The sequence below is a fragment of the Paenibacillus thiaminolyticus genome, assembly GCF_007066085.1.
GTDB classification, from domain to species: domain Bacteria; phylum Bacillota; class Bacilli; order Paenibacillales; family Paenibacillaceae; genus Paenibacillus_B; species Paenibacillus_B thiaminolyticus.
On the sequence record NZ_CP041405.1, the window covers coordinates 4985764 to 5009175 of the forward strand.

A 23412-nucleotide genomic window follows, 5' to 3' on the forward strand; every position below is an offset into this window, starting at 1 on the left:
CCTATGAAAATCATCATTATCGGCGGAGTCGCGGCAGGCATGTCCGCCGCATCCAAGGTGAAGCGGACCTCTCCGGAGGCGGAGGTCGTCGTGTACGAGAAGGGAAGCTTCCTGTCTTACGGCGCTTGCGGCTTGCCCTATTATGTATCCGGAGCCAACGATGATTACCGGAACATGATCGCGCGCACCCGCGAGCAGTTCGAGCAAGCGGGAATCCAGACCCGCCTTCGGCATGAAGTCCTGAAGATTGTTCCCGAATCGAAGCGGATTATGGTGAAGGATCTGGACAAGAACAAGGTATTCCTCGACCACTACGACAAGCTGATGATTGCGACCGGAACCGTTCCGATTGTGCCGCCCCTGCCGGGCAAGGATGTGCCGGGGGTGCATCTGCTGAAGACGCTGGAGGACGGCATCGCGCTAAAGGAAAAGGTCGCTTCACCGGACGTGCAGGACGTGGTCATCGTAGGCGGCGGCTATATCGGCATCGAGGTGGCCGAGGCGATGGTCGAGCTCGGCAAGCGCGTCCGGGTCGTCGAGCTGGGCGATCGTATCCTGAAGACATTCGATCCGGAGATTACCGGCATCGCTTCCCGGGAATTGGCGGACAAAGGCGTTAGCCTGAACATCGGGGAGAAGGTCGAGGCGATTGACGGAACGGAGCGGGTGACCGGCATTCGCACGGACAAGGGCAGCTATCCGGCGGATATGGTCATCTTGTCGGCGGGAGTCAAGCCGGCGACCGGCTTCGTGAAGGGGACGGGAATAAGATTGGCCCGCAACGGCGCCATTATTATCGATCGCGAGATGAGAACAAGCGTGGAGGACATCTATGCGGCGGGGGATTGCGCCGAAGTATACAGCCGCGTCATGGAGGAGAACACGTATATTCCGCTCGGCACGACGGCGAACAAGTGCGGGCGGATTGCAGGCTTGAATCTGCTGGGCAAGCATGAGAAATTCATCGGCACGCTGGGCAGCGCCGCGATCAAAGTGCTGGGCCTCGAGCTCGGCCGCACCGGCATGTCGGAAGAGGACGCGCAGCGGCTGGCGATCGACTATGGAACGGTATGGGTCAGCGCCGCCGATCATCCGAAGTATTATCCCGACCCGACACCGATTCATCTGAAGCTGATCTATGAGAAAAAATCCGGCGTGCTGCTCGGCGCGCAGGGAATCGGCGAGAAAGGGGTCGTGCTCCGCATCGATATCTTGGCGGTGGCGATTCATAACCGCATGACGGCGGCGGAGATGGGCATGGCCGATCTTTGTTACGCGCCGCCGTTCGCCGGCGTCTGGGATGCCGTTCATATCGCATGCAATGCTATTAAATAGGTGGTGGACCGAATGAGTCGAAAAATAATTTCCCTCCAAGAATCTGCCGCGCTGGTGCGTGACGGCGATATCCTTGCTCTCGGCGGCAATGTGCTCCACCGTGCGCCGATGGCGCTGGTGCGGGAGCTGGTCAGACAGCGCAGGCGCCGCCTGCGGCTGGTGAAGACGGCGGGGGCGCATGACATCGATCTGCTGTGCGCGGCAGGGTGCGTGCAGTCGGTCGATGCGGGCTTCGTCAGCTACGAGACCGAATACGGTCTGGCGATGCATTACCGCAAAGCGGTGGAGCGGGGCGAGGTGCAGGGGCATGAGCATGCGTGCTATACGGTCATCTGCGCGCTGCGGGCGGCGGCCTCGGGTGTTCCGTTCATGCCGGTGGCCGGCTTGAAGGCGGGGGATCTGATCGCCGCCAACGATTATTTCGAGGTCATCCCGAATCCGTTCGGAGATGAGCCTGTCACGGTGGTCAGCTCGATCGTGCCTGACGTGGCCGTGCTCCATGTGCAGGAATGCGACGAGGACGGCAACGCCGTCATTCTCGGCCCGAAGTTCGAGGATGTGCTGATGAGCCGCGCCGCCAAGCGGGTCATCTTGACAACCGAGAAGATCGTGCCGAAGAGCAAGATGCGGATGCGTCCCGACAGCGTCGATATTCCTCACTTCCTCGTCGAGGCCGTCGTTCACGCTCCGCGCGGCGCCGCGCCATGCTCCTGCGAGAAGAGCTATGAGGCGGACTCCAAAATGCTGGAGCGGTTCGTGAAGATGAAGACAGCGGCAGAGATCGAGGAGTATGTGCAGGCGTATGAGAGCAAGGATCGAAGCGGGATGAAGGCAGGTGGTCAGTGGTGAATCAGTCGAATCAAGAGCAAGCGGCTGCGAAGCAGGCACGGGTCAGCGACATCATGGTCTGTGCGCTTGCCCGCATGCTGCAGGACGGCGAGACGGTCTTTCACGGGGTGTCATCGCAGATGCCGATGGTCGCCATGATGCTGGCCCGGCAGCTTCATGCGCCCAATCTGGTGCATCTCAACATCCCGGGGGGCGTCAACCCTTCTTCCATTAAGAAGGCATCCTACTCCTCCGCAGGGGCGGATTTGCTGGCCAGCGCGGAAGCGTATTTTCCGCTGGAGCAGGTCTTCGACCTGTCGATGCGCGGCGGACTGGATGTCGCATTTCTTGGCGGCGTGCAGTTCGATGCGCGGGGCAATGTGAACGCCTCCGTCATCGGGGATTACCGTAAGCCGAAGGTCCGCTTGCCTGGCGGCGCCGGGAGCGCCGTGCTTATCCCGACCGCGAAGAAGGCGATTATATGGCGGACGAAGCATGATCGGCGCACCTTCGTCGACAAGGTCGACTTCGTGACGACACGGGGCAATGTATGGCGAATCGTCACCCCCTTGTGCGTGTTCGCGATGAAGGACGGGATGCTGATGCTCGACAGCATTCATCCGACTTCCTCCCTGGAAGAAGTCGTGCAGAACACCGGGTTCGAGGTCAAATACGATGAGCTTCGCTTCACTCCGCTGCCGACAGCCAGAGAATTAAGCGTATTGAAGCAGATCGATCCGTTCGATTACCGCTCAAGCGAGTTTTGATGACAATCCGCAGTTGAAGTCTTCCCTTTGCCGGGAGTGCTTGCTCTGCGGATTATTTTTATGGATTAGATCCTTCCTTTCTACCCCATTCAAGAAATTTCCCCCTCGCGAAGAGAAATTTATCCCATCAATTGTGGCAAGGTACAAAAATATTTAACATTTACATTAATATTACATTTAGAGGTAAAATGACCCAAACTAAAGACTGAATTTGAAAAGCCGCTATGTATTCGTTTTCTTGGTTATTCATGCGGTTTTACTTTTGCATGCCAATTAGGATAGGTTGAATAGTAGAAATGGCGTAATCTGTAAAGTAAGGAGGCGAGAGGAGTTGTTTCCGTTTGTTGAGATCGGCGTCAAGGAGCTTGGCTCTGACCTCAAAAAACGAGCAATTGCACCCAGAAATCAGCTGAATGTGAGATAGAAAAAGGAGTGAGTGCCATGCAGTACATTTTTTATGGAACAGCTGTGACGTTTCTGGTGTTTCAACTTCTGTATACGATCATCCCGTTGCTGTGCAGCAAGGTGAAGAAGCTGAATCCCGATCTTGCGGAAAAGTCGATTTCGGTGCTCGTGCCCGCTTATAACGAGGAGCTTACGATCAAAAATTGCATCGATGCCATGGCGGGCCTGCATTATGAGAACTATGAAATCATCATAATTAACGACGGTTCCAAGGACGCCACCTTCGCCAGGCTGGACGAGCTGCTCGAATTGGAGCCGGATGACCGGGAAGCGGACAATAAGCTGGCTTATAAACCGATCAAAGGATTTTACCGTTCCCGGCAGTATCCCCGGATCTACGTTATCGACAAGCTGAACGGCGGCAAGGCGGACTCGCTCAATGCGGGCATCGATTGCGCCGCATCGGATATCGTCATTACATTGGATGCGGATAGTATGCTGGAAGCGAACGCGTTGAAATATGTGAATCAATATTTTCATCAAGACGATGTGATTGCGCTGGGCGGCACGGTCAAGATTGTCCAGGGCGCAGAGAAGCAGGACGGCGTCATCGTGGAGAGGTTCCGGGGCAGAGGGCTCATTAAGAGCCAAATCATCAACTATATTCATGGCTTCTATGTCCGCAAATTAACGCAATCCGTCTTTAATTCCATTGTGGTCATTTCAGGCGCATTCGGCGCTTTTTACAAAGATATATTAATCCAGGTAAACGGATTCCGCAGCACGGTGGGGGAAGACATCGATATTACGCTGAAAATTCATGAGTATATGAAGGCGAAGCGGTTGAAGAAAAAACTAGTATACGCGCCGGAAGCGGTCTGCTACACCGAATGTCCGGAGAACCTGCCCAACTTCTATAAGCAGCGCATTCGCTGGCAAAAGGCGTTTGTCGACTGCATCTTAATTTACTGGTCGAAGCTGTCGCACAAATTTTCCTCTGGCGTAAGCCTGTTTTTTGCGATCGATGGATTTATGCTGGGCACCTTCTCGGCGTTCACGACGCTATTTTATTTGTCCCAGGCTCTCATTGCAGGCGGAAATGTCATTCATGCGCTTATTTTTCTGCTGATCAGCCTGGTGTTCAATGCGGCCCAGATCCTCATTTCCTTATATTTATGCAAAAAGTTTGGCAGCACGTATTCTTTCAAGGACTATGTGAAAATGTTCCTATTCAGCCAATACGAATTGCTGACCTACCGGAATTTGCTGCTCTACATTAATATTGCCGGGACGTTCAAATATTTTGACAATGATGAAGGCTGGGGCTTCGTCGAGCGCAAAGGCGTCGCCGCCATTAGCCAGAACATCGCTGCCGGATCAAATTAATGGAATGGAGGAGCACGCATGAGCAGCGTTTTTCACAATAAACGGATTTTATATGTAGATATATTGCGGATTCTATCTATTATCGCCGTCATTATTTTGCATTTTACCGCGGAATTGTTGACCAGCTCGAATGATTTCAACACCGCCTCATGGTGGATCAGCAATTTGTTTAATTCGATCTCTCGCTTTGCCGTTCCGGTATTTTTCATGATTAGCGGGGCGATGATTCTGAGAACCGAGATCCGATCCTATCCGGAGTTCTATAAAAAGAGGGTCGTGCCCTTGCTGATACCGCTTGTGAGCTGGTCGCTTATCTATGGCTTGTACAATCAGTACTATATATTACAAAGCAAGATGAATGCCTATGAGTTCGTGCTGGACTTCGGCTATCGGCTGCTGACGGACAGAACCTATGTGCATTTATGGTTCCTGTATGCCATTATTGCGATTTACATGACGGTTCCCTTAATCAGCAAATTAATCAAAACATGCAGCGAGCGGGATCTTCGATATTATTTGCTGCTATGGTTCATCGTCAGCATCGCCTATCGCTTCATCTCCGATGCCTTTTTTCGCGCTACCGATCAATATATCAACATTCCGATTATGAATATCCCGTTTTTCATGGGGTTTCTGGGCTATTTTATTTTGGGATATTATCTCTTTCATTACGAGCTGCCGCCGCGGGCGAAAAATATCGTGTTCAACCTCGGCATCGTCTCCTTCTTCCTGACTCCGGTGGCGACGTATTTTGTATCGCAGCGGAGCGGCGTGCTGGATGAGATGTTCTACGGCAACTATTCCATTACCACCTTCTTCATGGCGGCCGGCATGTTTATTTATTTCAAGGAAAAGGAAGAGCAGATCAGCGAAAAAGTGAATCATAAAATCCAGAAATTAATCAGTTCCGTTTCCAAGGCCAGCTTCAGCATCTATCTAATCCATCTGCTCATCGAAATGATGGTATCCGGCCGAACAGAAGTGCAGGCGACGGTGCCGGAGGCGGCGCTCAGTTTGCTCGTCAATATTGCAGTTATCTTCAGCATCAGCTACATCACCGTCAAGGTGCTCAATCTCAATAAAGTGGTTACATACGTATTATTCGGCGGAAGAGGGTAGAGCGATGAAAGTGAGCCTGTTGACGAAATGCTTTATGGTTGTGCTGCTGGCCGGCATGGGCCTGTATTTCTATCAAATCTCGAACGCGGGGGATCGGAAAGTCACCGCGGTCTATGTGGAAGCGTGGAAGGATTACAAGAATATCAAGCTGTCGGAAAAAAATGTGGATATTGCGTTTATCGCCTTTGCCAAGATCGATGGCACGAATATTTATTTTCATGAAGACGGGACGACCAATGATCAGATCAAAGAAAATATTAAAAAGCTGAAAGAGCAAAATCCGAAGACCAAAATGGTCTTGGCGGTGGGCGGCTATGGCGCGGATGGCTTCTCTGATGCTTCCTTGGACGGCAACCGCTATCTGTTCACCGAGAGCATCATCAATATGGTGAAGGAGCTGGAACTGGACGGCGTCGATATCGACTGGGAATACCCGGCGTTCCACGCTTGGAATACGCAGAAGGCGCGCCCCGAGGATACGCAAAATTTTACGAGTCTAATGAAGGAATTACGAGAAAAGCTGTACCGGCTGCCTCACCCCAAAAACAAAAAATATCTGCTCACCTTCGCTTCGGGCACCCAGGACTGGTACTTCCAAAATGTCGAGGTCAACAAAGTCGAAAACTACGTCGATTACATCAACGTGATGACCTACGACTTCACCGGCAGATGGTCGGATACGACCGGGTATAACTCGAATCTGTATCCGGATCGCGGCAACAAAGCCAAGCACAGCATCGCTCAAGTCATCACGATGTACCTGGAGCATGAGATTGACAGCAAGAAGCTGCTGCTCGGCGTCCCGGCCTACTCCTACGGCTGGAAGGACGTGAAGAGCAAGACGGACGGATCCTTTTCCCCCGGCAAGCCGATCGATATCGACAAAACGGATCTCAGCTACAAAACAATCGAGAAATCTTACCTGAACAAAAACGGCTATAAGCGCTACTACGACGATCATGCCAAGACGGCCTACCTCTATAACGGCAGCACGTTCATCAGCTATGAGGATAAGGAGGCCCTGGCGGAAAAAGTGAAATACATCAAAGCCAAAGAGCTGGGCGGGGCGATGGTCTGGGAATACTCGCAGGACGCGGAGGACGGGATTGTGAAGTTTTTGGGGGAGAGTTTGAATAAGTGATAAGAGAAAGTACAAATGGACTAGAGGAGCGCGAATATCGTGCTCCTTTTACCGCTGGGGTTGTGGTGGTGGTGAAGGTTCTCATCAAGAAAAAGAATGCCAGACTTATGATGGAAGAGAAAATAAGACAGGCTGAAAAAGATACGATTAAGCTGGCTTCCCGGCGCAGCGGCTATCTTACGGCGGTGGACCTGACGTTGTATAGCGACATGACCTTGAAAGAGTCAGAGCTCATGCTAGAGCGGCTAAAATCTCAAGGCATTTGCGCTTTGCGGGTTGCCGGCAATGGGACTTTTGTCTATGAATTTGAATCGATCCTGACCTATGAGGAAAAGAGACAATCAGAACGGGTTTGATAGTGGGGGCCTATGGTAAAATCTTCATTTCAGAGTTTCCTCGGGGTTGCAGGATACCTTAGGAGGTACTGCCATCATTTTCTTCAATAAGATCAATTATCTCCCGAATATCGTCGATGCCCAGCGCGTTGGCGATTTTTTCGATATGAGCGAAATTGATGTTCGAGCGTTTACCATTCGACAGTTCACTTAGTGCAGCATGGCGGACATCTGCTAAGCGGGATAATTCCCGCAGCGATATTCCGTATTTTGTGGTTAGCCCAGCAATTTTTACTACGACTTTTTTGCCCATTTCGGTGTCCTCCAAGCTTACATGATTTGACTATACGCATCAACGTACCATATAATAAGTTTTGACCTGGTACGCATATGCGTATAACAAAGAGGGACAAGAAATAATGGAGGAAATATCATGCCAGACTGGGTTAAGGAAGCGCTTTGTCAGCGTCTTGAACTGCTTACAGTGAATGCCGAGATGTTACATGATGTCCTTCACCTAAAAACAAATTCAGAGCAAAGTGTTTACATAATCAATGTGCTCAATGGTCAATAGACTGTTGAGTTTTTTTATTTTCCATCATAAATCGACATGGAAAGAGGAACTTCTTCCAAAATCTCGAAACATATTATATAAGTCTTCAGATATAGTCTTACGTTCCTAGCGGGAGGAATTCTTTTATCGTAACACTCCTACAACTAACAACCAAAATATTTTCATTCAGGTGAACGCCATGACTTTACCAGTTGAACTCCAGGATATTTTCAAGGTCAAACAAAAATCATATAAAATGGTCCTAATCCTAGCGCTGTTGTCAGAAATGAAGGAATTAGGTCAAAGTAAGGTGCCGTTTGGACAAGTTAGAGAACGCTTCTTAGGTATGTTACAGGAACGCGAACGAAACGGCCAGCGTGTAGACGTGCCACCGTTAAGTGTGGGATCTCAATGGAAAGAAATAAAAGTGAGTCAAATCCATACGATTATCGAGAATCCTCTTAACGCGTTATCCCATATCCTTGAGCATGATAAATTAGAGCAAACGCTAGAGTTTAAGCACGATCTACTCAGTCAGTGGAGTGAGCAAGTGCTTGATGAGCTTCAGCAATATGCTGGACGTGAATTAGAAGAATTTTATCAAGAACCTGACCATGGCTGGTCCTTACGAGAAGCCCTTCACCACATCATGGATAATTATCTACAATCGAAGACAGAGCTGTTCAAGGGTAACCATTTAGGCAACATGGTACGTAGAACGATTCCAAGCGAGTTAAAAGGATTCTCGTTTATCTATGAACAATTAAAGGTTCAAGGCTCAGTTGGACAAGGGAACTGGGCTAATATCCCTTGGATTGCGATAATGGATAATCGTGTAACGACGACTACGCAACGTGGGGAGTACATTGTTTACCTTTTTGCAGAGGATATGAGTGCAGTCTATTTAACCTTTATGCAAGGGGTTACGATTCCTTTACGGGATTATGGGAAGGTAGAAGGTTATAAGTATCTTCGACATAGAGTTGAAGAATTACGAGAACAATTACCTTTGATTGGGATGAATAAAGATGACAATATTCAATTAACATCAGGAGGTCTTGGCTACGACTACCAGGTGTCCACTGTCGCCTACTACCGCTATGATCGAGATCAACTTCCTGACGATGAGGAACTCATAGCAGACTTACAAAATGTTGTCGAGAACTACAGGCAATACGTGGAGGAGCATATGAACCAAGAGCAATTAACTTACGATGAAACAGAGGAAGACCAGGAGCATTCTGAAAAGCCTCTTATCGTCGCTGATGAGCTACAGCGTATTCAGGCGTATATTCGCCACAAAGGCTTCTCCTACCCTGAAAACCTTATCGCGAACTTCTACTTATCTTTGAAGACGAAGCCGTTTGTTATTTTGGCAGGGGTGTCAGGTACAGGAAAAACGAAACTCGTAAAGCTGTTTGCAGAGGCGTTAGGGGCAACAGCATCCAATCAGCAGCTTACGCTTATTCCCGTACGGCCGGATTGGAACGATCCTTCTGATTTGATAGGCTATAAGGATTTGTCTGGATCATTTCGTCCAGGACCGCTTGCTTTAGCGCTGGAAGAAGCGTTGAAGCCTAAAAATTGCCGCAAACCCTATTTTATTTGCTTGGATGAGATGAACTTGGCACGGGTAGAGCATTACTTTAGTGATGTACTTAGCGTGCTAGAGACGCAGGAATGGCAAGCCGATCGTATTGTAACAACGCGCCTTCTTCAGCCGGAGATGCTATTGCAGGAGGAAGATCGGGCTCGCTTCAGTAATTTACATATACCTGATAACGTCTATTTGGTTGGAACGGTGAACATGGATGAGACGACACATCCTTTTAGCAAAAAGGTTTTAGATCGGGCCAATACCATCGAGTTTAACTATATTGCTCTTGATCAATACCCTGACCTTGAGGAATCGGCTGAGTTACTTGTAGAGCACTCTGTATCCAATGTTTTTCTGCGTAGCGATTATTTGCAGTTAGTTGATGTGTATCATGAACATCGAGAGTTCGTTCAGTTGGTTACAGAAAAGTTGGTCCGAATCAACCAAATTCTCGAGCCCATTCATGCGCAAATCGGTTTTCGGATTCGGGATTCGGTATGCTTCTATATGATCTATAATAAGCAGTTCGGATTAATGAGCGAAGACGAGGCTTTTGACCACCAGTTGCTGCAAAAGATTCTTCCCCGAATTCAGGGTAGCAGCATGTCAATTAAGCGTGCACTGCTTTTGCTTATGAAGGAGGCATTAGGGAAGGACTTCTCAATCGATGAACATATGGAGGATTCATCCCCATTGTACCTGCCACAAGATTGGGCCCAAGCACGTTATCCACGCAGTGGACGGAAGCTAGGCTTCATGTTAGGGAGGTTAGAAGAAGATGGCTTCACCTCATTCTGGCTCTCTTAAGGAAGTCGTGGAGCTCCTACGGATTGAAACGAACTTGTTTACTTTATATATTCAGGGGAAACCATTTCATCCTACGGTAGAGACGCTCCAACTGCATCGTAATTCTCATCAAGAGTGGGTTGATACTTATGTTCACGTTACTGCTGCTTCACGTGTTCAAGTTGAAGGAGTTCATCTGTATTCCCCCGTTGATGGAGAAATGCGAATCTGGCAAAAAGGTGATGCTTGGGTACCACTCTTCTATGAGACACAAGCTTATGAGTTAGTTGTAGAAAAAAAGGCTGATCTACCGCTTACCTTCTATCACGAGCACATTCAGCTTCGTCAGGCAGTCAGACCGTTAGGGAGCCGTATTTTGTCAGGTATTCTGCGGTTTACGAATGAAATCGGACTCACCGAGTTGGAACTTCAATTGTATGGAGAAACGCTGCTGCGCATCCAGCTCGAGATTTTCCCTTCCAAACTGGATTATAAACATGATTATTTGCTTATTTTGAATGAGGTGAATGCCCAAATTTCAAACCTAGCGTTTGATTTTTTGCGTAAAACCTTTCATTTCAGTGGTCTCAAGGAGACGAAGCATCAGAGCTTGACCGAGTTTTTCGTTATTCTTCAGCAGCTTTTTACTCAAATGCTGGAGGCAGTGGGGCGCATTCAGGCAGCCCCGCACACGAAGCTTCAAAGCGAGTACAGTAAAGTAGAGGCGGCTCGGATAAGAAGGGCAGACAAGGGCAATGCAGAATATGTAGCGAAGCATCCTCACTTGCTGCAACAAGCTAGTGCGAATGGAATTATCTCTATTCATGACAAACGTTATAACCCTTCACACTTGTTGGAGCAAAGGCGGCGGGTATCGTTCGATACACCTGAGAACCGATTTGTCCGGTGGGTGTTCTTACGAATGGAGCAAAAGTTGAAACAGATTCGGGTAAGTCTGCTGAACATGCAACGAACTCGTGATGAGCATCTACTCCGTCGACTTGACCAGATGCACAATCAGATTCGGCGAGTGATCCAGCAAGATTTTCTTCAAGTTGGTGAAATGAAGCATATGTCGCTTTCCCTTGTGTTGCAAATGGCACCGGGATATCGCGAGGTGTACCGGTACTATCTCATGTTGATGAAAGGGTTATCTATTCAGACTGACTTGTTCCGGTTGTCGGTGAAGGATTTAGCGCAACTGTACGAGTATTGGTGCTTCCTGAAAATACACCACTTATTAAGTGAAAAATATGAGCTTATCCAGCAGGATATTATTAAAGTAAATCGAGGCGGGCTATTCGTGACGCTGGATCGGTCGCGAAAGGCAACGGTGAAATACCGTAATCCTCGGAACGGGGAAGAATTTACTCTTTACTATAATGCCCTCCCTGCAGGAGAGGTTAGCAAGACCCTATCGCAGCGGCCAGACACGGTACTAACGTTGAAGAAAAATGAGTCAGCCACGGAGTACAAATATATTTTTGATGCTAAGTATCGCCTGAATCCGGCCTACGAAGGCACGCCCTATTGGTCTAGATACAAGCAACCTGGGCCAGAGGAAGAAGACATCAATACGATGCATCGATATCGGGATGCGATTGTATATGAGGACCCTGCTAATCAGACGTATGAGCGTAGTATGTTCGGGGCGTATGTGTTATTCCCGTATGCGAACGAGGAGAAGTTCCAACATCATCGTTTCTATAAGAGCATTGAGTTGATTAACATCGGGGCATTTCCGTTTTTACCAAATGCAACGAAGCTGATGGAGAAGTTCTTAGACGAGATAATAGAAGATAGCCCAGAAAAGGCCTATGAACGTTCCACACGGCCAAGAGGGACTGAGCAATACTATACAGACAAGCTATCGGGCAAAAATGTACTCGTCGGTGCCTTAGGCCGAACAGCCAAGCAGCAGCTAGAAGCATCATTAGCGAATCACCATTACCATATTCCGCTGCAGCAGATAACGGATCATCGCCAGCTTACCCAAATCGAGTATGTGGCATTATATCAGTCAATGAAGCAATTTGGGAGTGAAGCGGGTATACGATATTACGGCCGTGTTCAGGAATGGAAGGTTCTGCACCGTCGCGAAATTACGTACATCCAATCCAGCCGTGGGGTGGCGGATGAACTATATGTACTCTTTACCGTGGAGCAATGGGAGAAGCGGGAGCAACCAATTGTGCCGGGAGGACATTACGTGTATCACACTTTGTTTACGGCGAAGCCGCTTTTTGACCGTGCTTGCGAAGTAGCGGAGCTTCGGTTAGAAAGTGAAGCGGACATACGGCTATGGCGAGAGGCACGCCGTCAAGGCAAAGCGAAGGTCAAACTAGATCAAGAGCCCGTAGATTTAGCTACAAAGGTAACGCAAGTCATTCAAGAGGATGAAGATAGAGGTGACTCACCTTAAGGGCTCAAAGGCACAGCTTCTCAGACCAGAAAGTTCTGTAAACCAAACAGCATCATCACGATACCTGCGATTAATCCCACGACCCCGCGAATTTGAATAATTAGCAATTCGTCATCGGTTGTTTCATCGAAGATGGATTTGAATATCCACGCATCGGGTTTTTTGATAGCAAGCAAGCCCAGTGCAAGCAGACCAGCACCGAGTATCTCTATGATGATACCCTTCGTAATCATTTGATCACCTCTTTGTAGATTGATACGAAGAATATAGGGATATGTTCCATTATCCGGTAACCATCCATCCTCAGCCGTGCCGTTCCCCCGGGAACCACGGTTTTTTCGCGCTCCGCAACAGTTGTATACGTAAGTAAACACCGGTATATAGCCCGAGGCTGAAAGCGCTACCTATAATGGAGATAGAAAGAAGACATAATCATGTCATTCAAAATGGGAGGGTCAGACGTGAAGAGAGTGCGGTCATTCGGATTGATTCTTACGCTCATCTTGAGTCTCGTGGTAACGGCCTGCAGCAGTCAACCGGCGGAATCGCAGCAGCCGGCAGACAAGCCGGCGGATAATGCTTCGGCAGGCACCCCTGCAGCTTCGTCGGAAGATACCGTCTTGGAAATATCGACAGTACGTGCGCAAGACCCGTATTTGAAGTTTGATGAAGGGGAGAATTTCGATAAAAACGCCGTCTATGATGCCTACGAGAAAGACGTCGGCGTCAAAATCACGAACCAGTGGGTGGTCGATGGCGTCGTGAACGGCGCTCAATTCCAGGAGAAGCTGAAGATGGCGATTGCCACCAATGACATTCCTGATTTCTTCCCGGCGACTCCGGCGCAGGTGCAGCAGTTGATCGAGGCCGATATGATTCAAGACTTGACCAGCGTGTACGATCAATATGCGACCGATGAGACGAAGGAGTTCATGCAGAAGGACGGCGGCCTGCAGATGAAGTCGGGCACGTTCGACGGCAAGCTGATGGCCATCCCGCAGACGGGGAACCCGTTTGCGCCGCAGCTCGTGTGGGTCCGCTCCGATTGGCTGAAGGAGTTGAGCCTGCCGGAGCCGAAGACGATGCAGGATCTGATGACGATTATGGAAGCCTTCGCGACAAAGGATCCAGGCGGCACGGGGACAGCCTACGGCCTGGCGCTGAATAAGAAGTTCGATGAAGGCGCGCTGGGACTGGTCGGCTTCCTGAATGGATACCATGCCTACCTGAATCAATGGATGGAAGACGGCCAAGGCGGGTTGATGAACAGCGATATTCAGCCGGAGATGAAGGAAGCGCTGCGCGCGCTTCAGGAGATGTTCAAGAAAGGCCTGATCGACCCGGAATTCGCGGTCAAGGATATGCAGAAAGCGTCTGAATTCATCTTCAGCGAGAAGATTGGCGTGCTGTATGGCGCGGAATGGACGCCTGCCCATCTGGCCCAGGCTGCCGTGAAGGACGGCAAGGTTGTGCAGGAATGGAGCGTATACCGTCTGCCTTCCATTGACGGCACGGAAGCGTCCACGCAGATCGAATTGGGGACGGAGAGCTACTATGTCGTGTCCAAGAACGCCAAGCATCCGGAAGCGCTGATCAAGCTGCTGAATCAATGGATCGCGGTCGACAATCATCCGACACCGGAGCAGAAAGTATATGAATACGGCAAGGATCTGAAGGAAAAAGGCAATAACTACTGGCTCCTTAACCCGGTCATGGCATTCAACCTGACGACCGATAACGGAGAAGTGCTGCCGAAGGCGATTGAGACGAAGGATGAAAGCTTGCCGAAGACGAAGGACCAAAAAACGCGCTTCGAACGGGCGATGAAATACGTGAATGGCGAAGATATCAGCATGTGGTGGGAATACCTCATCTCCGGACCGAACGGCGCGGTGTCGAACATCCCTTACTTGAAGGAGCACCATCTGTTCCATCAGAACAAGTTCTGGGGCGCGCCGACACCGACGATGGTGGAGAAGCGGGAGATTTTGAACCGCAAACGCGATGAAATCTTCATGAAGATTATTATGAACCAAGTCTCTATCGATGAATTCGACAAGTTCGTCGCTGACTGGAAGAAGCTGGGCGGAGACGAGATTACGAAGGAAGTCAACGAATGGTATGCGAAAAATAAGTAATCGGTTGTGACCGGCAGTCGTGAACCAAGAACTTCCATTCAGTATGACCAAGTGACCAAGCTAACGTGCTGTGCGGGGAATCGGAAGGCTTCGATTCCCCCCTTTTTCTAATTACTCCAAGCAGGTGATGCATAATGAATCAATTGTCTCGGATGTGGAAGCGAGAATGGCCGCTGCATATCATGCTCATTCCTGGGCTCATCTTCGTCATCCTATTCAGCTACATTCCGATGGCCGGCATTTTGATGGCCTTTCAAAAGTATATCCCGACCAAGGGGCTGTTCGGCTCTCCGTTCGTCGGATGGAAGAACTTCCAGTTCCTGCTCGATTATCCGGACATCGGACGAATCGTGTTCAACACCTTGTATATTGCCACGATGAAAATTATCGCGGGCCTCATCGTCCCGATTACGATCGCGATCTTGCTGAATGAGCTGCGCAAGGAATGGGTCAAGCGGGCATTCCAGACCATGGTCTATCTGCCTCACTTCTTATCGTGGGTGCTGCTGAGCGGCATTGTCATAGACGTACTATCTCCATCTACAGGCATATTGAATCAGTTGCTGGGGCTGTTCGGCGTGAAGCCGATCTTTTTCCTCGGAGACAATAGCTGGTTCCCTTACGTGATGGTCATTACGGATGTGTGGAAGGAGTTCGGCTTCGGCACCATCATCTACCTGGCTGCGCTCACCAACATTAATCCGGCGCTGTATGAAGCCGCAGAGATTGACGGCGCGGGGCGCTGGAAGCAGACCTTGTACGTAACCTTGCCGGGGATGATGCCGATCATTGTGCTGATGCTTACGCTTAATATCGGCAATGTGCTGAATGCGGGCTTCGACCAGATCTTCAACCTGTACAGCCCGCAAGTCTATGAGAGCGGGGATATTATCGACACCTTTGTCTACCGGATGGGGATCGAGCAGGCACAGTACGGATTCGCCACGGCGGTCGGATTGCTGAAGTCGGTCGTTTCGTTTATTTTGATTTCCGTATCCTACGTTCTGGCCTACCGCTTCGCCAATTATCGCATTTTCTAGCAAAGGAGAACGGTCATACTTATGAAAAAGTCATTCGGCAGACGACTGTTTCTGGGCTGCAACTTCGTATTTCTCGCGGTGCTGTCGCTTCTGTGTCTCATGCCCATCATTCATATCCTCGCGATTTCCTTCAGCTCGGGCAATGCGGCATCTGCGGGCAAAGTACTGCTCTGGCCGGTAGAGTTCACGCCGGCGGCGTATCAGAACGTGTTCGGCAAGCCGGAATATTTGCGCGCCTTCTGGATTACGATTCAGCGCGTCGTATTAGGCACCTCGCTCAGTATGTTCTTGACGATTTTAACGGCTTATCCGTTATCGAAGGAAATAACTCAATTCCGGATGCGTACCCTTTATGTATGGGTCTTCGTCTTTACGATCCTGTTCAATGGGGGATTGATTCCGTGGTATATGACCGTCAAGGCGGTCGGGCTCATCGATACAATCTGGGCCTTGGTGCTTCCGGGCGCGATTCAAGTGTTCAACATCATTTTGCTGCTTAACTTCTACCGCAACCTGCCGAAGGAATTGGAGGAATCGTCGAAGATTGACGGGGCGGGCCATTTCACGACCTTGTGGAAAATCTATGCGCCGCTCTCTCTGCCGGCACTCGCCACGACGGGCTTATTCACCATCGTCTGGCATTGGAACAGTTGGTTCGACGGAATGATCCTGATGAACCATCCGGACAAATATCCGCTGCAGACCTTTTTGCAGTCGATTATTATCAAGATGGATCTTCGCTTTCTGAAATCCCAGGACATCGAGTTAATGCAGCAGCTGTCCGACCGGACGAGCAAAGCCGCGCAAATTTTTGTCGCCGCTCTTCCTATCCTGGCGATCTATCCGTTCCTGCAGCGGTTCTTCATTAAAGGAATTGTGATGGGGAGTGTCAAAGAGTAATAGTTCAACCCGATCAACTCACTCCTGGGGGAACGCGCGATGAAGCTGTTATTCCGATGGAAAGACTCCTCGATTTTTATGAAAATGATGGGCGTGTTCCTGATTGTGCTGCTCCCCCTCATGATGATTACATGGTTCATCAATGAACGGGGGGCGGATAGCATTCAGACGGAAATATCGCATTCGACCTTGAACACGACCAGCTTCTACCTCGATTCGCTGGATAAAGAGGTCCAGCGCATCGTGCAATATTTGCCGAACTATGTAATGGATAATGATCTGATGGAGCTGGCGGCGCTCGGCACCGATCTGACGTATTATGAGCGCGCGCACAGCATCACGCTCATTCAGAAGCGGCTTGACCTGATGAAGAATTCGAGCCCGTTCATTCGCGAAGCGAAGGCGTATGTGCCCAAGCTCGGGCGCACGCTGCTCAGCGTGCAGTACGAGACAGGGATGAGCCAGGAGGAATATGCCGCGATGCAGCATAGCGGGCCCTTCTACGACGACCCGTTCATCTACTGGAACGATCGCCTGTTCCTGACGATGCAGTATCCGACCAATACGTTCAAGGATCCGTTATATGTCGTCGGCGTGGAACTGTCTACGCGCAAGATCAAGGAAGCTTTAGAGCAAATCACCAGTTCATTGGGCGGCGAAAGCATGCTGCTGAATATGGAGCGGGGCTGGATGATTCGCAGCAATGACCGCTCCAAGCTGGAGGAGCTGGCGCTCACCGAATTCGTACGCGAGAAGCAGCTTGCGGGAATGAAGCAAGGCTATGAGATGGTCGAGTTCGGAAGCGAACGCTATCTTACCGTCTTCAAGTATTCGGACGTATGGAAGTCTTATTCCGTCACCTGCATTCCGGAATCCGCGGTCCTGGGGCCGATTCAGACATATAAGCAATGGTTCTTGTGGGCATGCGGTCTTGCGGTTGTCGTGGGAACGTTTTTTTCATATTCGCTGATGAAGCTGATGTACCGCCCGTTGATGCGATTGATTCATGGCTTCAAGCGAGTGCAGAAGCTGGAGCTGGTGCCGGTTCCGATCGATCGCAGACGCGACGAGTTCGGTTATCTGTATCAAGCCTTCAACGATACCGTTCATTCGCTGAAGACGCTAATCGAACAGAATTATGAACAGCAGATACGCAACCAGCGCTCCGAGCTGAAGCGGCTGCAATCGCAGATTAATCCGCATTTTCTGTACAACTGCTTCTTCGTGCTCTGCCGGCTGATCAAGTCCGAGCACAAAGAGAAGGCATACCAATTCTGTCTCTACATCGGTGAATATTTTCAATTTATTACCCGGGACGATGAGGATGTCATTCCGCTGGAAATGGAAGTGAAGCACTCGCGCACGTACGTCGAGATGCAGACGATCTGTTACGGCGATCGCATCCGGGTCCGCTTCCATGTCGAGACACCGCCGCTGCGGGTTCCCCGGCTGGTGCTGCAGCCGATAATCGAGAATGCCTACAAGCATGGCCTTGGCGGTATGGCGGGACCAGGCGAGCTCTGGGTGCACAGCGAGGTACGTTCGGATGGAATCACCCTCTGCGTGGAAGACAACGGCAACAATTTGGATGATGACAGACTGGAGCAATTGCACGCCCGGTTAACGCATTCGGCTGACCGGATCGAGGAGACGACAGGACTCATTAACGTGCATCGGCGGATACAGCTTCACTACGGTGCGGAATACGGGCTGGAAGTATCGCGCTCTGCGCTTGGCGGACTCAAAGTGCTTATACATCTTGGCGTAGAATAAAGGAGGAATCGGCTATGCGTCGACTGCTCATCGTAGACGATCTGCCCATCATTGTTGACGGGCTGCTGGAATTGTTCCAGACCACGAAGCATCTGGAGCTGGAAGTGATGAAAGCGTATTCAGTCGATGAGGCGCTCCAGATCATGCGCAGTCATCGGGTGGACATCGTCATATCCGATATCAAAATGCCGGGACTGGAGGGCATCGAGCTGCTGCAAATCATTCAGGAGGATTGGCCGGCCTGCAAGGTCATTTTCCTTACGGGCTACAATGATTTCCATTATATCCGGAGCGCCATGGCGTATGGCGGCTTCGATTATATATTGAAGGTCGAGAGCGACGACAAGATTATCAGCTCGGTCGAGCGCGCGATGGCGAAGCTGGACGAAGAGGGCGACCAGCTCCGGATGCTGGAGCGGGCCAATGAACGGGCGCGCCAGGCGCTGCCGCTGCTGCAGAAGGAATATATATGGGAGCTGCTCCAGGGCAAGCAGGAGACTCCGGCCGAGCGGGCGCGCCATCTGCGGGAGCTGGGCATTCCGCTGCAGGCAGAGCGGCCGATACTGCTGCTGCTGGGCCGGGTGGACACGTGGAAGGAATCGTTCACGCCGCTGGACAAGGCGCTGCTGCTGTACGGCGTGCAGAACATTGCCGAAGAGTATGCGGCATCGCAGATGCAATGCTACTCCTGCGTCTGCGACAATTCCCGCATCGTGTGGCTGCTGCAGCCCCGGGACGCAGGTTCCTCCGAGGCGGCGGCGTGGCAGAAGGGGTATGCCCATATCAGCGCGCTGCTGGAGAACATTCAGCAGACATGCCAGCGGCTGCTGCGCGTATCGGTCTCCTTCGCCCTGAGCAGCGAGCCGACGAAGTGGCCCATGATCTCGGAACGCTTCCATATGCTGAAATATTGCTTCGTCTACGGGCTTGGCCTGTCTCCCGCCGTCATTGTCACGGACTCGGATCTGCTCAAGCTGCAGGAAGGCGAGGAAGGGGCGAACGACTATTGTCACCATACCCGGCTGCAGCTCCTCCTGCAATGTCTGGAGAACAACCACCGGGAAGAGTTCAATAATCTGTATCTTCACCTGACCACGGTCTGGACGGATGACTCGCATGGCTACGGGCGCAAGATGGAACTGTATCACGCTCTCGCATCCATTTTCCTGTCCTGCATGGATCAGAATGAACCGTTCCGGCAGGAGGTGCATGCGAAGCTGGACGCGACGCTGCTGTACCAGAAGGATGAAGCGGTCTCCTGGCCGGATGTGAAGCAGTATTTCTGGAATCTGGCCGACTGCTTCTTCACGCGCCAGGCTGCCCAAGGCGGTCAGGTGCCCGCCGATCTGGTCAAGAAGGTGCACCGCTTTATCGAGGAGCATCTGTCTCATGATATTTCGCTTATCGCCATCGCGGATCATGTCGGGCTCAATCCGTCCTACTTCTCGCGGCTGTATAAGCAGCTGACGGGAATCGGCTTGTCCGACTACATCAACGAATACCGGAATTTGAAGGCGAAGGAGTGGCTGTTGAACAGTCCGATGAAGGTCAATGAGATTGCCGCGGCGCTCGGCTACAATTCCGCGCTCGCATTTATTCGTTTTTTCAAAAAGCAGAATCAGGCGACCCCGCAGGAATATCGGCTCCAACGGCAGGCCAGGGAGGTCAAGAAGAGTATATAAGTGGTAGTTTGAACACCACTGAGGCACGTCAAGAAGAGTATATGAATGTATGGAAAAGTCTCTTTCGGCTCCGCGTCCGGTGACGTACAATCAGGGCACAGCAATCACCATGACGAGGAGGAACCCTTGTGAAGACAGTAACTGCCGTATTGCTTGGAGCCGGCAGCAGGGGACGGTATATCTATGGTCCTTATGCGGAGAAGCATCCTGATGAATTGAAAATCGTGGCGGTCGCGGAGCCGAATGAGGAGCGCAGGCAGCGTATCGCGGAGATTCACGGCATCGCGCCGGAATATGTATATCGTTCATGGGAGCAGGCCTTCGAGAAGGGGCGCATCGCGGATGTCATGATTATTAGCACGCTGGATCGGCTGCACTACGTGCCGGCGATGAAGGCGCTTGAATTAAGCTATCATATCCTGCTGGAGAAGCCGATGTCGCCCGTGGCGGAAGAGTGCATCCGCATCGAGCAGGCCGCCCTCGCTCACCGCCGGGTGCTGACGGTCAGCCATGTGCTGCGGTATTCGCCGTTCTGGTCCGGCATCAAGCGCTGCATCGAAGCGGGAGAGGTCGGCACGATCGCGACGATCCAGCATTCGGAATATGTCGGCTACCGTCATATGACGCACAGCTACGTGCGGGGCAACTGGCGGAACTCGGATCAATCGAGTCCGATGGTTCTCGCCAAATCATGCCATGATCTCGACATTATCTCCTGGCTGATGGATGAGCCTTGCGTCAGCGTCAGCTCCTACGGATCGCTGCTGCATTTCCGGGAGGAGCACGCCCCCGCAGGCTCCGCGGCCCGGTGCACGGACGGCTGCCAGGCGGAACGCAGCTGCCCCTTCTCGGCGCTCAAGCTGTACAACCAGCCGCCGGAGCACCCGTGGGCGCGCTACATTACGCATGATCTGTCACCGGAAGGCATTATGACTGCATTGAAGGAAGGACCGTTCGGACGGTGCGTCTACCGCTGCGACAATAATGTGGTCGATCACCAGATTGTCAACATGGAATTCGCGAACGGGGCCAATGCCAATTTCACGCTGTCGGCCTTCGCGGAGCAAGAGATCCGGAGTGTGCGCATCATGGGCACGAAGGGCGAGATTATCGGCAATATGGAGGATGGAACGTATACGCTGAAGCGCTTCGCCACCGGCGAGCGGGTGGAGTTCCATTGCGGTGTCGCTGGCGATGGCCATGGCGGCGGGGACGAGCGAATGGTCGCCGAGTTCCTGCATCTGGTGCGCGAGCATCAGGAGGAAGCGATGGCGACGGCCCTGACCTCGGCGACGGCCTCCTTGCAGAGCCACTTGATCGCCTTCGCCGCAGAGGAATCCCGCCTCCAGGGAGGCATGCCCGTCAAGCTGGCGGATATGATCGGCCGGGTCGCGGCGGAAGCCGGCGTGTAGATATACGCGTGTGGCTGTACCTCGGGCTTCAGCCTAAGGGCGGCTTCCATGATGAAAACTTAGGCAGATAAATAGAAAGCCGGGGTCCGAGGCCCCGGCTTCTGCATGTTTATGTTGCTTTCGGAGTGTTTACCCCTGTGTCTAGTCCCTGTGTCTGCTCCCTGAGCAGGGAAATCCTGCGTAAATCTGGCTGTTGGGAAAGTCCAAAGGATTTTTGGGCACTTCATCAGGACTTGTCTCTCAGTAGTAAAATTTTATCTGATCGAAGTGCCTGAAAACTGCACGGTTTCTCAAGACACGTTGATTCAGTAGGCAAAATCCTGCTCAAATACAGCAATTCGGTAGGGACGACTTCACCAGAAAGGGAATCCTGTAAAACTGCAGCAATTTCACCCGTTTCTCTTCGACTTAGCTCAAAAGGGCCTAAAATGATGTAGCTGTGCAGCAATTCCTCGAAATATGGACTCATTGAGCCGAAACTCCTGTAAAATAGCAGCAATTCTCTCCATACGTCAAAACCCCAGGAGATTATGATGTCTCCAGAAGGCGATGACGCTCTGAATGCCAAGTTTCGATCGATTAGGTAATCACCCGTCCGAAAAAAACAGGGGTTTTCCAACAGTCTGAGTTTTGCAGGAGTTCCTGCAGCGGAGGAAACGTCATACTGGAAAACTGCACTTTTACAGTTTTTTCAGCAATGGCCGGAAGAAACGAGAGGCATCCAGCAAGCGGAGCGGTGAGAAGCAGGGGCCGGGTTATCTCGCTCCATCTAAAAAACTACTCATGGACGGCCCAGTGTTCCGCGGATGGTACGAATGAAATCCACGTTCTATTTTGTCCCGGCTTGCAGCGTGCGTACGAACAGAAGAAGATTCCGGCCCGTCTCACCGTCCATCATGGCCGGATTTTTTTTCAGCAGAGCTTGAAGCTCCGACAATACTGAGTCATCTGGCGTTATCCGGTAATCAGCGGGCTCGGGATCGAAGGCCGGCGCCGTTTTTGCCGCTGTTATCCCCAATTTTTCCTCCTTCAGATACGTGTCCATCCAATGCTTGTTATCCGGGATGCGGTGGACGAACTCCAGCAAGACGCCGAACCAGTCCCCTCCGTTCACAATGGCTTCATGCATCTGTTGGTGTCCTTCCGGATCGAACCGCTTCATCAGATCGCCAATGTTGATATAATCGTCGGGCGCTCCCGCCGGCTTGGAGGGCATCGATTCCGGCGTCGCAGGGCGATGCACGATCGCATCCTCCGCCAGCTTGCGTCCGGCCGGACTGATCTCAACCGTATCATAATTCGCGCCAATAGGACTTCCCGCTTCCAATTGCATGGTGCGTCCGGCTTGTCCTTCTGTCTTGCTCAGGTTGTACAGGTTAGGGGGAACCGGCGGGCCGTTGTTGATTTTCATCGCTTAATCTCCTTCTCCGTTAAGATAAGTGTGGTCTTATTTTTTAAGCTGCTAGATTCAGGATGTTATTTACTATATCGGCCATTCATTGAAAATGTTTGATATAAAGGAGGGGAGCTTACAGTATGATTGATTCCCCGAGAGAAGGCCGTAAAGCCGCAGAAAAACGGGCAGATGCTGAAAGCAGCAAGTTAGAATTTTAAGACATATTTCGACACAGACGCATGCCGAACCTAGTTGCCAGCCGGGCAGATTGGTGGCGATCGAAGCTCTATTTTGACGACTTGGCTCGGGAATTCTTTCTTTCAGAATAGAAAAAAGTCGATAGTGAGATCTACATCCAAAAATGGATTACAAAATTATATTTACAAAATATTTCAAT

18 protein-coding genes are annotated in these 23412 nt (G+C 51.0%); 15 read left to right on the forward strand and 3 right to left on the reverse strand.

The genetic code is table 11. The features are described from left to right. Window positions 1-3 precede the first annotated feature (3 nt). The 7 genes from FLT43_RS22100 to FLT43_RS22130 all read left to right on the forward strand — a co-directional run bounded on the left by FLT43_RS22100 (window position 4) and on the right by FLT43_RS22130 (window position 7337). Window positions 4-1335 (forward strand): CoA-disulfide reductase, encoded by a 1332-nt coding sequence (locus tag FLT43_RS22100; protein WP_087440599.1) that lies wholly within the window; start codon window positions 4-6, stop codon window positions 1333-1335. 12 nt (window positions 1336-1347) lie between these two features. Then, window positions 1348-2184, forward strand: coding sequence for a CoA transferase subunit A (locus tag FLT43_RS22105; protein ID WP_087440600.1), 837 nt, complete (start codon window positions 1348-1350; stop codon window positions 2182-2184). Further along, a complete protein-coding gene (locus tag FLT43_RS22110) occupies window positions 2181-2930 on the forward strand; it encodes a CoA-transferase subunit beta (protein ID WP_244194027.1) in 750 nt (249 codons plus the stop codon). Before FLT43_RS22105 ends, FLT43_RS22110 begins: the two co-directional genes overlap by 4 nt. A 441-nt stretch (window positions 2931-3371) precedes the next feature. Further along, the gene (locus FLT43_RS22115; protein WP_087440601.1) at window positions 3372-4721 is read left to right on the forward strand and encodes a glycosyltransferase family 2 protein; all 1350 of its coding nucleotides are present in this window, start codon (window positions 3372-3374) and stop codon (window positions 4719-4721) included. An 18-nt stretch (window positions 4722-4739) separates the two neighbouring features. Beyond that, window positions 4740-5840, forward strand: a complete 1101-nt coding sequence (locus FLT43_RS22120) for an acyltransferase (RefSeq protein ID WP_087440602.1) — start codon at window positions 4740-4742, stop codon at window positions 5838-5840. A 4-nt stretch (window positions 5841-5844) separates the two neighbouring features. Next, window positions 5845-6981: a glycoside hydrolase family 18 protein gene (locus tag FLT43_RS22125; protein ID WP_087440603.1), complete on the forward strand. Its 1137-nt coding sequence runs from the start codon at window positions 5845-5847 to the stop codon at window positions 6979-6981. After that, window positions 6978-7337, forward strand: coding sequence for a hypothetical protein (locus FLT43_RS22130; protein ID WP_087440604.1), 360 nt, complete (start codon window positions 6978-6980; stop codon window positions 7335-7337). Before FLT43_RS22125 ends, FLT43_RS22130 begins: the two co-directional genes overlap by 4 nt. A gap of 58 nt (window positions 7338-7395) precedes the next feature. Here the strand turns inward: FLT43_RS22130 and FLT43_RS22135 are convergent, their stop codons facing one another. Then, on the reverse strand, window positions 7396-7629 hold the full coding sequence (locus FLT43_RS22135) for a helix-turn-helix domain-containing protein (RefSeq protein WP_087440605.1): 234 nt from the start codon (window positions 7627-7629) through the stop codon (window positions 7396-7398). Between the two features lie 439 nt (window positions 7630-8068). Here FLT43_RS22135 and FLT43_RS22140 point away from each other — a divergent pair, with 439 nt between their 5' ends. Both FLT43_RS22140 and FLT43_RS22145 read left to right on the forward strand, forming a co-directional pair. Next, window positions 8069-10273 (forward strand): MrcB family domain-containing protein, encoded by a 2205-nt coding sequence (locus tag FLT43_RS22140; protein ID WP_087440606.1) that lies wholly within the window; start codon window positions 8069-8071, stop codon window positions 10271-10273. Beyond that, complete coding sequence (locus tag FLT43_RS22145) at window positions 10245-12674, forward strand: restriction endonuclease-like protein (RefSeq protein WP_087440607.1); 2430 nt, start codon at window positions 10245-10247, stop codon at window positions 12672-12674. Before FLT43_RS22140 ends, FLT43_RS22145 begins: the two co-directional genes overlap by 29 nt. 20 nt (window positions 12675-12694) lie before the next feature. On the opposite strand, the gene FLT43_RS22150 is transcribed toward FLT43_RS22145, so the two are convergent. Next, window positions 12695-12907 carry a hypothetical protein gene (locus tag FLT43_RS22150; RefSeq protein WP_087440608.1) on the reverse strand — a complete coding sequence of 71 codons (213 nt, stop codon included), beginning with the start codon at window positions 12905-12907 and terminating at the stop codon, window positions 12695-12697. 228 nt (window positions 12908-13135) lie between these two features. Here FLT43_RS22150 and FLT43_RS22155 point away from each other — a divergent pair, with 228 nt between their 5' ends. The 6 genes from FLT43_RS22155 to FLT43_RS22180 all read left to right on the forward strand — a co-directional run bounded on the left by FLT43_RS22155 (window position 13136) and on the right by FLT43_RS22180 (window position 21619). After that, window positions 13136-14812, forward strand: coding sequence for an extracellular solute-binding protein (locus FLT43_RS22155; RefSeq protein ID WP_087440730.1), 1677 nt, complete (start codon window positions 13136-13138; stop codon window positions 14810-14812). A 134-nt stretch (window positions 14813-14946) separates the two neighbouring features. Further along, window positions 14947-15852 (forward strand): ABC transporter permease, encoded by a 906-nt coding sequence (locus FLT43_RS22160; RefSeq protein ID WP_087440609.1) that lies wholly within the window; start codon window positions 14947-14949, stop codon window positions 15850-15852. Window positions 15853-15873: 21 nt separating this feature from the next. Continuing rightward, window positions 15874-16752, forward strand: coding sequence for a carbohydrate ABC transporter permease (locus tag FLT43_RS22165; protein WP_087440610.1), 879 nt, complete (start codon window positions 15874-15876; stop codon window positions 16750-16752). A gap of 39 nt (window positions 16753-16791) precedes the next feature. Next, a complete protein-coding gene (locus FLT43_RS22170; protein WP_087440611.1) occupies window positions 16792-18525 on the forward strand; it encodes a sensor histidine kinase in 1734 nt (577 codons plus the stop codon). Window positions 18526-18539: 14 nt separating this feature from the next. Next, a complete protein-coding gene (locus tag FLT43_RS22175) occupies window positions 18540-20207 on the forward strand; it encodes a response regulator (RefSeq protein WP_087440612.1) in 1668 nt (555 codons plus the stop codon). Window positions 20208-20335: 128 nt separating this feature from the next. Beyond that, window positions 20336-21619, forward strand: coding sequence for a Gfo/Idh/MocA family protein (locus FLT43_RS22180; RefSeq protein WP_087440613.1), 1284 nt, complete (start codon window positions 20336-20338; stop codon window positions 21617-21619). A gap of 829 nt (window positions 21620-22448) precedes the next feature. Here FLT43_RS22180 and FLT43_RS22185 read toward each other — a convergent pair. Beyond that, window positions 22449-23030: a flagellar biosynthesis anti-sigma factor FlgM gene (locus FLT43_RS22185; RefSeq protein ID WP_087440614.1), complete on the reverse strand. Its 582-nt coding sequence runs from the start codon at window positions 23028-23030 to the stop codon at window positions 22449-22451. Window positions 23031-23412: the final 382 nt, after the last annotated feature.

Coding starts and splice junctions, on each gene's coding strand:
- FLT43_RS22100 (WP_087440599.1), top strand. CDS start 4: ATGAAAATCATCATTATCGGCGGAGTCGCGGCAGGCATGTCCGCCGCA.
- FLT43_RS22105 (WP_087440600.1), top strand. CDS start 1,348: ATGAGTCGAAAAATAATTTCCCTCCAAGAATCTGCCGCGCTGGTGCGT.
- FLT43_RS22115 (WP_087440601.1), top strand. CDS start 3,372: ATGCAGTACATTTTTTATGGAACAGCTGTGACGTTTCTGGTGTTTCAA.
- FLT43_RS22120 (WP_087440602.1), top strand. CDS start 4,740: ATGAGCAGCGTTTTTCACAATAAACGGATTTTATATGTAGATATATTG.
- FLT43_RS22125 (WP_087440603.1), top strand. CDS start 5,845: ATGAAAGTGAGCCTGTTGACGAAATGCTTTATGGTTGTGCTGCTGGCC.
- FLT43_RS22135 (WP_087440605.1), bottom strand. CDS start 7,629: ATGGGCAAAAAAGTCGTAGTAAAAATTGCTGGGCTAACCACAAAATAC.
- FLT43_RS22140 (WP_087440606.1), top strand. CDS start 8,069: ATGACTTTACCAGTTGAACTCCAGGATATTTTCAAGGTCAAACAAAAA.
- FLT43_RS22145 (WP_087440607.1), top strand. CDS start 10,245: ATGGCTTCACCTCATTCTGGCTCTCTTAAGGAAGTCGTGGAGCTCCTA.
- FLT43_RS22150 (WP_087440608.1), bottom strand. CDS start 12,907: ATGATTACGAAGGGTATCATCATAGAGATACTCGGTGCTGGTCTGCTT.
- FLT43_RS22160 (WP_087440609.1), top strand. CDS start 14,947: ATGAATCAATTGTCTCGGATGTGGAAGCGAGAATGGCCGCTGCATATC.
- FLT43_RS22165 (WP_087440610.1), top strand. CDS start 15,874: ATGAAAAAGTCATTCGGCAGACGACTGTTTCTGGGCTGCAACTTCGTA.
- FLT43_RS22170 (WP_087440611.1), top strand. CDS start 16,792: ATGAAGCTGTTATTCCGATGGAAAGACTCCTCGATTTTTATGAAAATG.
- FLT43_RS22175 (WP_087440612.1), top strand. CDS start 18,540: ATGCGTCGACTGCTCATCGTAGACGATCTGCCCATCATTGTTGACGGG.
- FLT43_RS22185 (WP_087440614.1), bottom strand. CDS start 23,030: ATGAAAATCAACAACGGCCCGCCGGTTCCCCCTAACCTGTACAACCTG.